At 65.7% G+C, this 13,833-nt stretch carries 12 protein-coding genes; 7 read left to right on the forward strand and 5 right to left on the reverse strand.

Annotated features, from left to right (window positions below):
- Positions 1–43: 43 nt before the first annotated feature.
- From C0617_RS13285 to C0617_RS13305, 5 genes are all read left to right on the forward strand, one after another.
- Positions 44–1,426 (forward strand): FAD-linked oxidase C-terminal domain-containing protein, encoded by a 1,383-nt coding sequence (locus tag C0617_RS13285; protein ID WP_291317520.1) that lies wholly within the window; start codon positions 44–46, stop codon positions 1,424–1,426.
- 49 nt (positions 1,427–1,475) lie between these two features.
- The gene (locus tag C0617_RS13290) at positions 1,476–2,759 is read left to right on the forward strand and encodes a (Fe-S)-binding protein (RefSeq protein WP_291317521.1); all 1,284 of its coding nucleotides are present in this window, start codon (positions 1,476–1,478) and stop codon (positions 2,757–2,759) included.
- A gap of 76 nt (positions 2,760–2,835) precedes the next feature.
- Positions 2,836–3,156, forward strand: coding sequence for a c(7)-type cytochrome triheme domain-containing protein (locus C0617_RS13295; protein ID WP_291317522.1), 321 nt, complete (start codon positions 2,836–2,838; stop codon positions 3,154–3,156).
- Positions 3,157–3,324: 168 nt separating this feature from the next.
- Entirely contained in the window at positions 3,325–4,053 is a 729-nt protein-coding gene (locus C0617_RS13300) for a thiamine biosynthesis protein (protein ID WP_291317523.1), read from the forward strand.
- Positions 4,054–4,065: 12 nt separating this feature from the next.
- A complete protein-coding gene (locus C0617_RS13305; RefSeq protein ID WP_291317524.1) occupies positions 4,066–4,302 on the forward strand; it encodes a hypothetical protein in 237 nt (78 codons plus the stop codon).
- A gap of 134 nt (positions 4,303–4,436) precedes the next feature.
- Here the strand turns inward: C0617_RS13305 and C0617_RS13310 are convergent, their stop codons facing one another.
- From C0617_RS13310 to groES, 3 genes are all read right to left on the reverse strand, one after another.
- Entirely contained in the window at positions 4,437–6,332 is a 1,896-nt protein-coding gene (locus C0617_RS13310) for a S8 family serine peptidase (protein ID WP_291317525.1), read from the reverse strand.
- A 157-nt stretch (positions 6,333–6,489) separates the two neighbouring features.
- On the reverse strand, positions 6,490–8,142 hold the full coding sequence (gene groL / locus C0617_RS13315; RefSeq protein ID WP_291317526.1) for a chaperonin GroEL: 1,653 nt from the start codon (positions 8,140–8,142) through the stop codon (positions 6,490–6,492).
- Between the two features lie 32 nt (positions 8,143–8,174).
- Positions 8,175–8,465: a co-chaperone GroES gene (groES, locus tag C0617_RS13320; RefSeq protein WP_291317527.1), complete on the reverse strand. Its 291-nt coding sequence runs from the start codon at positions 8,463–8,465 to the stop codon at positions 8,175–8,177.
- Positions 8,466–8,844: 379 nt separating this feature from the next.
- On the opposite strand from groES, the gene C0617_RS13325 reads away from it, so the two are divergent.
- Together C0617_RS13325 and C0617_RS13330 are read left to right on the forward strand one after the other, a co-directional pair.
- On the forward strand, positions 8,845–9,921 hold the full coding sequence (locus C0617_RS13325; protein ID WP_291317528.1) for an alanine--glyoxylate aminotransferase family protein: 1,077 nt from the start codon (positions 8,845–8,847) through the stop codon (positions 9,919–9,921).
- Positions 9,922–10,171: 250 nt separating this feature from the next.
- A complete protein-coding gene (locus C0617_RS13330; protein ID WP_291317529.1) occupies positions 10,172–10,873 on the forward strand; it encodes a hypothetical protein in 702 nt (233 codons plus the stop codon).
- Between the two features lie 94 nt (positions 10,874–10,967).
- Here C0617_RS13330 and C0617_RS13335 read toward each other — a convergent pair whose 3' ends face one another.
- A complete protein-coding gene (locus C0617_RS13335; RefSeq protein ID WP_365889329.1) occupies positions 10,968–12,377 on the reverse strand; it encodes a DUF4139 domain-containing protein in 1,410 nt (469 codons plus the stop codon).
- Between the two features lie 46 nt (positions 12,378–12,423).
- Positions 12,424–13,443, reverse strand: a complete 1,020-nt coding sequence (locus tag C0617_RS13340; protein ID WP_291317531.1) for a UDP-glucuronic acid decarboxylase family protein — start codon at positions 13,441–13,443, stop codon at positions 12,424–12,426.
- Positions 13,444–13,833 lie beyond the last annotated feature (390 nt).

Consider the following 13,833-nt stretch of genomic DNA (forward strand, 5'->3'; position numbering starts at 1 on the left):
CGCACCTTTTTTTTCACCCTTAACCTTTTCTCTAGGACATTCCATGCTCGAACCACGCATCGTCAAGATACTGCAGGGCATTGTCGGCAAGAAACACGTCACCACCGAGAAGGCCGACCGGATCTGCTACTCCTACGACGCCACCCAGCAGCAGTTCCTGCCCGACGTGGTCATCTATCCCGGCACGGCCGAGGAGATCAGCCTGATCATGAAGATGGCCAACGCCGAGATGGTCCCGATTCTTCCCCGGGGAGCCGGCAGCGGATTTACCGGCGGCAGCCTTCCGGTGCGCGGGGGGATCGTCCTGTCGACGGAGCGGATGGAAAAGATCATCGAGATCGACGAGGAGAACCTGGTGGCCACCGTCGAACCGGGCGTCGTGACCGAACAGTTCCAGAAGGCTGTGGAAAAGGTGGGCCTCTTCTACCCGCCCGACCCGGCGTCGCTCAAGTTCTCGACCCTCGGCGGCAACGTGGCCGAGTGCGCGGGCGGCCCCCGCTGCGTCAAGTACGGGGTGACCAAGGACTACATCATCGGCCTCGAGGTGGTGACCCCGACCGGCGACATCATCACCACCGGCGGCCCGACCATGAAAGGGGTGGTCGGCTACGACCTGACCAAGCTGCTGTGCGGCTCGGAGGGGACCCTCGGCATCATCACCCGGATCGTCATCAAGCTGCTGCCCCTGCCCGAGGCGAAGAAGACCATGCTGGTCCTGTTCGATTCGATCGACGGCGCGGCCCAATCCGTTTCGGCCATCATCCGCGGCAAGATCATCCCCGCCACCCTCGAGTTCATGGACGGACGCACCATCGACTGCGTGCGCCAGGCCACCGGCCTGGACGTGCCGGATGCGGCCCGGGCCCTGCTGATCATCGAGGTCGACGGCGACCGGGAGTTTCTCGACAAGCAGGTCGGCAGGATCACCGACATCATCCAGCCGCTCGGGGTGGTCGAAGTGCGCACCGCCACCACTCCGGAAGAGAGCGAGGCCCTGTGGCAGATCCGCCGCTCGGTCTCGGCCTCGCTGCGCAAGGTCAACCCCGACAAGTTCAACGAGGACATCTGCGTCCCGCGCAGCAAGGTCCCGGAGATGATCCGCCGCATCGACGCCATCGCCGACAGGTATCAAATCCCGATCGTCAATTTCGGCCATGCCGGCGACGGCAACATCCACGTCAACATCATGATCGACAAGAAGGTGGCGGGGGAGATGGACAAGGCCGAAAAGGCGATCGAAGAGGTCTTCCGCGGCGCCCTCGAACTTGGCGGCACCATGAGCGGCGAGCACGGGGTCGGCATCGCCAAGGCGCCCTATATCCCCCTGGAGATCAGCGACAAGGCCGCAGACTACATGAAGACCCTGAAGCGGGCCCTCGACCCCAACAACATTCTCAACCCCGGCAAGATCTTTCTGGACGAGTGAACCCTGACGACTCGTCACCCGTCACTGAATTACCGATCACGGATTTTAAATGTCCAAGTTGAAAAAGCTTGAAGAATATCGCGAAGAGATCGAGATGTGCGTCAAGTGCGGCGCCTGCCGCGCCCACTGCCCGGTATTCGGCGCCGAGCGCCAGGAAGGCCGGGTCGCCCGCGGCAAGGTAGCCCTGGCCCACTCGGTCCTGAAGGGCGACGTCGGCCTCGAGGCCAAGGTCCTCGAGGACCTGAGCCAGTGCCTGCTCTGCGGCAGCTGCGGCGCCCAGTGCCCCAACAAGGTGCCGACCGACGAGATCGTCGCCGCCGCCCGGCGGCGCATCGCCGAGCAAAGGGGCCTGTCCTCCTTCGGCAAGGGGGTGGCGGCGGTCCTCGGCCGCCCCCGACTGATGAACGTCCTGGCCAAGACCGGGGGGGCGCTGTCGAGCCTGCTGTTCAAGAAGCTGCCGGAGGACAGCGGCCTGCGGCTGCGTTTCCCGGCCCCCTTCATCGAAGGGGATCGCACCCTGCCCCCGATCGCGGCCAAGCCGTTCCGCGAACGTTATCCGGAAGTTCTTCCGGGGGTCGCCGGGCAGCCGACCGTCGCCTTTTTCACCGGCTGCGGCATCAACTACATGTATCCGGCCATCGGCGAAGCCTTCCTGAAGGCCCTCCGCTTCATGGGCGTCACCGTGGTGATCCCCAAGGATCAGGCCTGCTGCGGCCTGCCCGCGGTGAGCGCCGGAGCCGGAGGCACCGTCGAGAAGCTGGCCGACCAGAACCTCTCCGCCCTCTCCCGCCACGAGGTCGACTTCGTGGTCACCGCCTGCGCCTCCTGCAACGCCGGGCTTGGCAAGATCTACGGGGAGATGGGTTGGCCGTTCGCCGAACTCGCGGAAAAGACCAGGGACATCTTCGTCTTCCTGGCCGAGCAGGGGCTGCCCGAAAAACTCGCCGCATTGCCGCGCCATAGTTCACACAAAAAGGTCACCTATCACGACCCCTGCCACCTGCGGACCCGCGGCATCACCCGGGAACCGCGGGCCATCCTTCAAGCCCTTCCCCAGGTCGATTTCGTGGAGATGGCCGATGCCGGCACCTGCTGCGGCCTCGGCGGAACCTACTCGGTCTACCACTACGACACAAGCAAGAAAATCGGCGCAAAAAAAGCGGCCAACATTGCCGCGTCCGGCGCCGAACTGGTGGCCACCGACTGCCCCGGGTGCATCATGCAGCTGCAGGACACCGTCAACCATGCGGTGCTGTCCCAGAAGGTCGTGCACATCCTCGAACTGCTCGTCGAGGCGTTGCCCGACGAAAACCCCGCCGACCGTCAGGTTTGAAATTTGCCGGGCGCCGGTTATAATGAAAGACCTGTCCGCTTGTCAATAACCACGATGAATTAAGGAGGCTGAACCGATGCTGCGGAGAATTTTCCCCCTTGTCACGCTGTGCGGAGTTCTGATTGCCGCTGTCGCCTTTGCCGCCCCCCCCGGCAAGGTCCTCGAATTCAACAAAAGCCCGATGGGCACCGTCCTCTTCGACGGCCAGAAGCACAAGGACGCCGGGGCGATCTGCAAGGACTGCCACAACAAGGACATGTTCCCGAAGATGAAGCAGGGAACGATAAATATCACCATGGAGGAACTCTACGCCGGCCGCCTGTGCGGAGTCTGCCACAACGGCGAACGGGCCTTCGGAACCAAAGGCAACTGCACCAAGTGCCACGTCACGAAGTGATCCGAAGGGCGTTGCCCAACAAGGTTATCGGCAGGCCCGCTCTCGGCGGGCCTGCTTTTTTTCGGCTCCCCGCCCCTTCTCCGGGGCGCCGGGGCATATTGAAAAAAACCGGCTTTTCATGTTAATTTTGAAGGCCAGAATACAAGGAACAACTATCAGGAGCATACCATGAGCAAAGCCCTGGGACTTCTCTCCGGAGGCCTCGACAGCAGCCTGGCGGCGATGACCCTTCTCCGCCAGGGAGTGGAGGTCACCGGCATCGCCTTTGTCACCCCCTTTTTCGGCTCGGCCAAGGCCGAGCAGGCCGCCCGCCAGATCGGAATCCCCCTGATCGTTCAGGACATCGGCGAGGTCCACCTGGAAATGGTGAAAAACCCCCGCTACGGCTACGGCAAAAACATGAATCCCTGCATCGACTGCCACGCCATGATGTTCCGCCTCGCCGGGGAGGTCATGGCGGGCAAAGGCTTCGACTTCCTCTTCTCCGGGGAGGTGCTGGGCCAGCGCCCCATGAGCCAGAACCTCAACGCCCTGCGGTCGGTGGCCAACTACTCGGGCCACCCCGATCGCATTCTGCGCCCCCTCAGCGCCCGCCTGCTGGCGATCACCGCGATGGAGGAAGAAGGCCTCGTGGACCGGGAGCGCCTGCTCGACATCCAGGGCCGCTCCCGCAAGCCCCAGGAGAAGCTTGCCCGGGAATGGGGGCTGACCGACTACCCTTCTTCGGGAGGAGGCTGCCTGCTTACGGAGAAGTCGATCTCCAACCGCCTGCGGGACCTTTTCGACCATCGGCCCGAAGCCACGGTAACCGACGTGGAGCTGCTCAAGCTGGGCCGCCAGTTCCGTCTCTCGGAAACGGCCAAGCTGACCCTCGGCCGCAACCAGGCGGACAATTAAGCGCTCAAGGCCATGGCCCGCCCGGAAGACCTGCTCTTGCGCTGCATCGACGTCTCCGGTCCCCTCGGCCTGGTCAGCGGCACCCCGGACACCGCCGCCCTGGAGTTGGCCGGGAGCCTGGTCGCCTCCTACGGCAAGGGCCAGGACCGGCCCGAGGTGGGAATCCTCGTCCAGCAGGCCGACGCTTCGAGCCGGCTGACCGTCAAACCCGCCGAGCGCGGCCAGGCCGGGGAACTTCTCATCGCCTGAGCCGCAGCAACCGTTCTCCGCCCTGAACAAAGAGAGGCCCCTGCCGACGGCAGGGGCCTCTCTTCGTTGGGATACGACTCCCCCCCTGCGGTCGGAACACTGTCCGCAGGGAACCGGCTTCTCCGTCCGCCTCGCTACCGGGTTGAAAAACTCCGCACCTCGCTCTCGGCGACCCCCTCCCGACCGTCGTCGACCGTGACCTTCCAGAAATAGGTCGTCGCCGGATCGAGGCCGGAAACGGTCGCCTTGCCGACCGGCTCGGAGGAACCGCCCCCCCCGCCGCAGGACAACAAAAAGAGGGCCGCTCCGGCCACCAGGACCAGCAGCGCCGTCCTTCCGCGCCTTCTCCCGCGGCACGGAACCACCCAGAGGAGCAGGCCGCCTGCGCCGGCCAGGAGCGCACCCCCGGCGATCGGGGCGAAGGCCGCGACGACGAGAGACTCGCTGTCGCTGAAATCGGAAAACTTCGAGATGAGCAGAGTGGTGGTCAGCGCGTCCCCGTCGGGGTCGCTGGGCAGATTCCAGCGGAAGGTCACCGTGGTATCGAGCCCGAGCGCCCCGTCGGGCGGATCCAGCAGGACGACCGGGTCGGGGGGCCGGTTGCCGAGTTCCGCCTGCAGGGCATCCAGTGACGCCGGAGCGTTGACCAGGCCGAAACCGGCGTCGTTGTCAGGGCCCTGGACCCCCAGGTCGGACGCCCCCTGGCGAAGCACCGTCTCCAGCAGCGCCACCGGGGTCTCGGGAAAGGCCTCCAGCAGAAGGGCCGCCACCCCCGCCACGTGGGGCGCCGCGAAGGACGTGCCGTCCACGAAGACGTAGGAATCGGTGAAAAGGCCGCCCAGGGTGATGTCGGCGGTCTTGACGAATTCCCCGGGCGCCACCAGGTCGGGGAAAACGGCGCCGTCGCAGGCAGAGGGCCCGCGGCTGCTCGAAAATGTGACCTCCAGGTCGTTGCCGACCGATCCCACGGAGAGTACGTTCGGATCGTTGGCCGGGCTGATGCTGGTCTCCGGGTCCGGCCCCATGTTGCCCGCGGCGAAGACCTGGAGGATGCCGGCGCTGCGCAGGGCCCGGAGGTCCTCGTCGAAGTCGTCGAAGCAGACCCCGGGAAAGTCCTCGAAACCCCAGGAGTTGTTGACCACGTCCGGGGCGTCGTCGGTGTCGGGGTCGCCGTCGGGGTCGAGCAGCCACTGGAACCCCCGGTGGATGGCGCTGATCGAGGCCAGGTTGTAGTCGTCGAAGATTTTCACCGCGATCCAGCGGGCCCCCGGCGCCACCCCGATGGCCGCCCCGCCCGCGTCTCCCCCCAGGACGATGCCCATGGTCTGGGTGCCGTTACCGTCGCCGTCGCAGGGCCGATCGGCGCTCGCCTCGCAGGCGGTGCAGTCGAACCCGGAGGGGCTGCAGTCGGCGGCAAAGGGATTGAACCAGCTGTTGTCCCCCCCCCGCCACCTCTCGGCCAGATCGGGGTGATCCGGATCGACGCCGGTATCCATGCCGGCCACCACCACGCCGTTGCCGGTGTAGCCCAGAGCCCAGAGCTGCTCGGCGCCCACGATGGAGATGTTCCCTTCAACGCCGTGGGCGGCGGGGGCAGGGGTTGCGGGCCGCCGCAAAGTCGCGTCGAGAGCGACCCCGGCCACCTCGGGCCGCTCGGCCAGGCTGCGGATCACCTCGGCCGGAGCCGATACCGCCAGGCCGTTGATGATCCACAGCGGCTGGAGGCGCTCGACGCCCCGGGTGCGCAGAAAGGCCCGGCAGGGGCCCTGGACCTGCTCCGCACCGGCGCGAAGCCTTTTGACCACCCCGGTGCGGCGCTCCCCCCTGGAGAGGCCCTTCAGCCCCTCGAGGTCGGCCCGCCCGGCAAAGGTGACGATCACCGGGACCTTCTCGCCCGCGGCAGCGCCGTCCAGAACGGCCCGCAGCCCGGGATCGAGGACGGCGCCGAAAGCGGGCCGCTCCGGCCCGGAAAGAAGGGCAAAGACCCCCAGCGTCAGCAGCAGGACCGTTCGCCATTGCAAAAGATACATAATCCCCCCTGTGAAAACCCAACCGACCCGTGTCCAGAAGTTTTCCAATAGTACCACATCCCTAGCACCGGGAGCGGGCCGCGACAGGAAACGAAAAAGCCCCCCGGACGATCCGGGGGGCTCTTTTTCTAGCAATACAGGAAAGCCTGGCAGGCACTTACATCATGCCGCCCATGCCGCCCATGCCGCCCATGCCGCCCATGCCGCCGGGCATGGCGGGCATGGACTCTTCGCCCTTGGGCGAATCGGCCACGGCAGCCTCGGTGGTGAGCATCAGGCCGGCCACGGAGGCGGCGTTCTGCAGGGCGCTGCGGGTGACCTTGGTGGGATCGATGATCCCGGCCTCGATCATGTCGCAGTACTCGTCGTTGGCGGCGTTGAGGCCAAAGGAGCCTTTTTCGTTGATGACCTTGTCCACCACAATGGAACCCTCGAGCCCGGCGTTTGCGGCGATCTGGCGCAGGGGCTCCTCGAGGGCGCGACGGACGATCTTGACGCCGAACTCCTGCTCGCCCTCCACCTTGACGGCATCCAGGGAAGCGATGCAGCGGATCAGGGCGACGCCGCCGCCGGGGACGATGCCCTCCTCGACGGCCGCGCGGGTGGCGTGCAGGGCGTCCTCGACGCGAGCTTTCTTCTCCTTCATCTCGGTCTCGGTGGCCGCGCCGACCTTGACCACGGCGACGCCGCCGACGAGCTTGGCGAGGCGCTCCTGGAGCTTCTCGCGGTCGTAGTCGGAGCTGGTCTCCTCGATCTGGGCGCGGATGGTCTTGACCCGGGCCGCGATGTCGCCTTCGCTTCCGGCGCCGTCGATGATGGTGGTGTTGTCCTTGTCGATGACGATGCGCTTGGCGGTGCCGAGCATGTCGAGGGAGGCGTTCTCGAGCTTGAAGCCCATGTCCTCGGAGATGACGGTGCCGCCGGTGAGGATGGCGATGTCTTCGAGCATCGACTTGCGGCGGTCACCGAAGCCGGGGGCCTTGACGGCGGCGATGTTGAGGGTGCCGCGCAGCTTGTTGACCACGAGAGTGGCCAGGGCCTCGCCCTCGACGTCCTCGGCGATGATCAGAAGGGGACGGCCCTGCTTGGCCACAGGCTCGAGCACGCCGAGCAGGTCCTTCATGTTGCTGATCTTCTTGTCGTAGATGAGGATCAGGGCGTCCTCGATCACGCACTCCATGCGGTCGGGGTCGGTGACGAAGTAGGGGGAGAGGTAGCCGCGGTCGAACTGCATCCCTTCGACGGTCTCGAGGGAGGTCTCCATCGCCTTGGCTTCCTCGACGGTGATCACGCCTTCCTTGCCGACCTTCTCCATCGCCTCGGCGAGGATGTTGCCGATCGTCTCGTCCGAGTTGGCGGAGATGGTGCCGACCTGGGCGATCTCCTTGTGGTCCTTGACCGGTTTGGAAAGGCCCTGCAGGGAGCCGACGGCGGCCTCGACGGCCTTGTCGATGCCCCGCTTGATCTCCATCGGGTTGTGGCCGGCGGTGACCAGTTTGACGCCTTCGCGGTAGATCGCCTGGGCCAGGACGGTGGCGGTGGTGGTGCCGTCGCCGGCGACGTCGGAGGTCTTGGAGGCGACTTCCTTGACGAGCTGGGCGCCCATATTCTCAAACTTGTCCTCGAGCTCGATCTCCTTGGCGACGGTGACGCCGTCCTTGGTGATCAGGGGAGCGCCGAAGGACTTCTCGATGACGACGTTGCGGCCCTTGGGGCCGAGGGTCGCCTTGACGGCCTCGGCGAGAACGTTGACCCCGGCGAGGATGCTGCTGCGGGCCTCCTGGCCGAACTTGATCTCTTTTGCTGCCATATTCTTATATCCTCCCTACGAAAAGTTGACGATTAGTTTTCCACGACGCCGAGGATGTCGTCCTCGCGCATCATGAGGTACTCGCTGCCCTCGACCTTGATCTCGGTGCCGGCGTACTTGCCGAAGAGCACCTTGTCGCCGACCTTGACGTCCAGGGCCAGGAGCTTGCCGTCCTCGGTAACCTTCCCCTTGCCGACGGCCACCACGTTGCCCATCTGGGGCTTTTCCTTGGCGGTGTCGGGGATGATCAGGCCCCCCGCGGTCTTGGTTTCTTCCTCGATCCTCTCGACGATAATGCGGTCGTGAAGCGGTCTGATGTTCATGTTTTCCTCTCCTTTCTTACGAAACGGAATGTGGGGGGCGTCTCCCCCCATGGTATTAAACGCCCGAAAGGGGCGGGTCCGGCCCGCACGGCGGGCTCCGGTCCCCCCCGGAGGCTGTTAGCACTCCATGAAGTCGAGTGCTAACAACGGGGCTAAATATAATCAGCCGACCGAGAATGTCAAGGGTTAGTCGGGAAAAAATTTCTCCGCGTCGCCCAAAGCCCCTTTCTGCCCGGGCAAAGCCGGGGTGCGCATCTCATTTTGACCGGCGGGGATTTTTGCGCTAGGATGCGTTGCGGGGCCCCCCCGGCCGCCCGGCGCACCGGCGAAGAGCCCTACGGCACACTCAACATCCGCATCGAGAAGGAGCGAAACAGGCATGGCAAAGAAACTCTATATCCCCGGGCCGGTCGAGGTGGCCCCCGACGTCATGCAGGCCATGACCGCCCCCATGGTCGGCCACCGCATGCCCGAATACGCCGAACTCCACGCCCGGGTCACCGCCGGCCTGAAGAGGCTGCTTCACACCGAAGAGCCGGTCTTCCTCTCCACCTCCAGCGCCTTCGGGGTCATGGAGGGGGCGGTGCGCAACCTGGTCCAGAAGCGCTGCGCCAACTTCGCCAACGGCGCCTTCAGCGCCAAGTGGCACGACGTCACCCTGCGCTGCGGCCTTCAGGCCGACCTCTTCGCCGCCGACTGGGGAGAGCCGGTCACCCCCGAGATGGTGGAGAATGCCCTGGCCACGGGCAAGTACGACGCCATGACCCTGGTTCACAACGAAACCTCCACCGGGGTCCTCTCCCCCCTGGCGGAGATCGCCGAGGTGATGAAGCGCTACCCGGAGGTCTCCTTCATCGTCGACACCGTCTCCTCGATGAGCGCGGTCCCGATCGACCTGGCCGCCCTCGGCACCGACGTCTGCCTCGCCGGGGTTCAGAAAGCCTTCGGCCTGCCGCCGGGGCTGGCGGTCTTCGCCGTCTCGCAGCGGGCCCTGGCAAAGGCCGCGACCACCCCGAACCGCGGCTACTACTTCGACTTCGAGGAGTTCGCCAAGAACGACCTCAAGGACAACACCCCGAGCACCCCCTGCATCAGCCTGATCTACGCCCTGGCCCACCAGCTCGACAAGATGTTCGCCGAGGGCCTGGAGAACCGCTCCGCCCGCCACCGCCAGATGGCCGAAAGGACCCGCCGCTGGGTGGAGGGCCAGGGCTTCTCCCTCTTCGCCGCCGAGGGCTGCCGCTCCCTGACCCTGACCGCGGGGCGCAACGACGGCCGAACCGACCTGGCCCGCCTCAAGGCGCTGGCCGGCGATCGGGGCTACGCCATCGACAACGGCTACGGCAAGATCAAGAACACCACCTTCCGCATCCCCCACATGGCCGACATGACCGCCGCCGACCTCGACGAACTCTTCGCCCTCCTCGAGGAACTGCTCCCCCAGGCGCGCTCCTGAGAGGCCCGGCGCCGCTGCCGGAAAAGCCCCCAAAAGAGAAAGAGCACCCAGCCTTCAGGCGGGTGCTCTTTTTGTTCGGAAAATAAAAAAATCCTTCCCTGAAAAGCCCCTATTTAGGCCTTCCCCTGCCTGGCCCGGGAACTCTTCCGAATCGCCTCCCCGCCGAGGCCCCGGCAAGCTGACCAAAGAGGTGTATAATTACTCAAAGGGACCAGGTAAAATCAACCCAACGGTTCCGACAGGGAGCAGGATGAACGGATCAGCCCCGCCCGAAAAGATGCAAGGGCCCCCACCCGCAAACAAATCCGCCTTCCACCGGCTGGCGTTCTGCCTTGCGCTGCTGCTGGCCATCGGGCTGAGCGCCTGCCAGATAACCCGCCAGATCGCCCCCTCCGGGCGCAGCCACAACGTTTCCCTGCAGAAGGGGGACCTTCGAACCCATGGGCTCGGCTTCATCACCCCCTCCACGGTGGAGGGAAAAGAGGTGGACCGACAGGCCTTGGCGATGATCCTCGCCGCCAAGATGACCAAGGAGCGGCCCCAGATCCCCCTCGTCCCCCTCTCGGAAACCCTCGGGCACACAAACCGCAACGGCCTCGCGGAGACCTACAAGAAGATGCTGATGGATTACAGGTATACGGGCGTTTTCGAACGGGAAGCTCTGCAAAAGGTGGGGGAGGCAACCGGGGTTCGCTACCTGGCACAGATCAAACTGGCCGAGTTCAACCAGAAGTCGAAGGGAAGGCTCAGCCTTTTTGGCCTCCGGATCATCCAGACCAAGGTGAGCAATGTCCGCCTCTTTCTCTCCATCTGGGACAGTTGGGACGGCAGCATCGTCTGGGAGGGGATGCAGGAGACCCACTACGCCTACGACACGATCTGGGAAAAACCGGTCTCCTTCAAGCAGGCGGTGGCCGAGGCGTCCAGGGAACTCATCAGTCGCATGCCCTGAACAGACCTGAACCCGCGGGTCCTGTCCGGGTGATTGCGCGCGTCATTGGCCTGCCCCTTCTCCCGCCCCGACCCTACAGATCCCGATTCCGCCCTCAGAACCGAACCCGTACGCGATATTCCAGGACCGTCCGCCCCCCGGCGGGAACCGGGATCTCCCAGGCCGCGGTCCCGGCGGCCTCCTTGCTGTGGGGATGGCTCTCCGCCACGACCTCCCAGTCCCCCGGCACCGGCTCCAGCACCCTGACCGTTACCGCCTCGTCCTTGGCGTTCTTCAGCTCGATGCGGTAGGCGCTCTCGAAGTGGTAGTTGTAGGGGCCGACGCCGGAGAGTTTCTTGAAGTCGGTCTGTTTCTTGTCCGCCGTGACGTCGAAGGCGTCTCCGAGCTTGAGGCGCACTTCCTCGTTCCTGGGGGTGTGGTCGATGCGGTCCTCGCCCACGAACTGCGCGCCGCCCGAGCGGTCCCGCTTGTAGACCCGCACGATGCCCTTGGGCAGGGGCAGGCCCAGGCCGGCCTCCTCCTCGTTGGCGAACTCGATGAACACCCCCACCTTGAGCTTCTGCCCGAGGTCGCCGTGGCTGCCGCGGTAGTAGTAGTCGCGCCCCCGCAGCAGGTACTCCTTGGTCACCGGCACCCCCGAGGCGCCGAGCAGGGCCACCTGCTTGGTCTGGTTGTCGCCGACCGTGGTGGGCCGCTCCAGGGTGTAGAGATGGTACTCGAAAAGGGCCTCCTCGGCCATCTGCGGCGCGGCCTTGGCCATGGCCATTTCGGGCAGGGCCCGGTCCCTGACCAGGCGCAGTTCCGACCGCACCCGATGCACGTCGCCGGCAACCAGCTGAAGCCTGGCGTCGGGATAGGCGGTGCCGCTCTGGTTGGTCACAGTCACCCATCCCGAAAGGTCGAGGCTCCCGTCGTCGCTCCCCAGCTCAGCCACGTAGTCGGCGCGCCAGGAAAGCCCCCCGGTGAGGTAGCTCAATTCCAACTCCTGCACACCCCCCGCCCCGCTGTGCAGCAGGGTGACGAGAGTGGGCCGGTCGCGCAGGTTGGAGGGGACGTCGGGGTAAACCAGGCGCCCGGGGAAGCCCGTCTCGATGCGCTCGCCTACGCGCAGCACCACGCCGCCGCTGGCGGCAAGCACGAGAGCGTCCTCCAGGGTCTCCTCGCCGGTCTGGGGGTGGGTTCTCACCACCTGGACCGGCCGGCCGACGTACTTCTCCAGCAGTTTCTGGGGGGAGAGCAGGTCGAAGTCGAAATTCTGCTCGACGACCCCGAACGCCCCGGGGTGATCGAGGCTGCGAAGCAGGGCGGTCTCCGGGCGCATGCGGGCGCTCACCTCGCGCAGGGCCAGGCGGCTCTCCCCCTTCTCCAGGGAGACCCGCCTGCGGTCCTTGACCAGGGCCAGGCCGTCGTTGTAGATGGTGACCGCCACCCCGGTCTGGTCGGCCAGGGTTGAACGGAGCTCCCCGTCCGGGCCCTCCCCTGCCAGGGCCGCGGGAACGGCCAGCCAGAGCCCCGCCAGCAGGGCGGCAAGGCCCGCAAGGGCCAGGCCCCTAGGGCTCGCCCACGACTTTCGGAAAGTCACTTCCCTTCTCCCGGACCTGCTTCCGCCGGTCGTTCTTGCGCAGCTCATGTACGATCTCCTGGAAATAGTCGATGGTCTTGCGCAACCCCTTCTGAAGAGGAATCTGCGGGCTCCAGTCCAGCGCCTCCCTGGCCAGGGAGATGTCGGGCCGGCGCTGGCGGGGATCGTCCTCGGGCAGGGGCGCACAGGTGATCTCGGAGGCCGAGCCGATCTGCGAAAGGACCACCCTGGCCAGCTCCCCGACCTGCAGCTCGGCGGGGTTGCCCAGGTTGACCGGCCCCGTGAACCCGTCCGGCGACTCCATCAGGGCGACTAGCCCCTCCACCATATCGTCGACGTAGCAGAAGGAGCGGGTCTGGGTCCCCTCGCCGGGAATGGTCAGGGGCTCACCGCGCAGGGCCTGCAGGACCATGCCGGCCACCACCCGCCCGTCCTCCGGGTGCATGCGGGGGCCGTAGGTGTTGAAGATCCGCGCGACCTTGATCCGCACGTCGTGCTGGCGGTGGTAGTCGAAGAAGAGGGTCTCGGCGCAGCGTTTTCCTTCATCATAGCAGGCCCGCGGGCCGATGGGATTGACGTGGCCCCAGTAATCCTCCCCCTGGGGATGGACCCGGGCGTCACCGTAGACCTCGGAGGTGGAGGCCTGAAGGATCTTCGCCCCCGCGTCCCGGGCCAGGTTGAGCATGTTCATCGCTCCGAGCAGGCAGGTGCTCACCGTCGTCACGGGGGTCAGCCGGTAAGCATCCGGGGTGGCGGCGCAGGCCAGGTTGTAAACCTCCTGCACCTCCAGGCTGAGGGGCCGGGTGACATCGTGGTAGAGGAGTTCGAAGTAGGGGTCGTCCAGCAGGTGAGCGATGTTGCGCCTGCTGCCGGTAAGGAAGTTGTCGAGGCAGAGGACCTCGCACCCCCTGCGCAGCAGGGCCTCGCAGAGATGGGAGCCGATGAAGCCGGCCCCGCCGGTAACCAGAACGCGTTTTTTGAAATGCATGGAACCTCCTGTACAGCCTGGGTGGACCTGCTTTCCCTCCGGGACGGGAGCGAACCGTTTTTCTCAAACCTCCGCTCGTCCCTCACCTATAAAAAAATCAGCCTATGACCGTGCCCTACCAGAGAAGAAAAACTGCCACGCTCATCGGACCCAATGCGGAGCGGCCGGCGCGGGGAGCCCTCCACCGCCCTAAGTGTTAGCAGGGATTAAAGTTTTCGGCAAGTGGAATGTGCAGACGGCCATTCTCGGCCAGGCTCCTCCCCTCTTCGAGAAGGGGGACGAGAGGGGGGGCAACCGGGCCGGGGGGTGGGCCGGACCGGAAGGGAAGAAGGGCCGACGGCCCTCAGGCGGGCTCGAGCCCGGCGAAGCGCAGCAGCAGCTTCTTCGGGC

Source organism: Desulfuromonas sp., from assembly GCF_002868845.1.
Classification (GTDB): Bacteria; Desulfobacterota; Desulfuromonadia; order Desulfuromonadales; family BM501; genus BM501.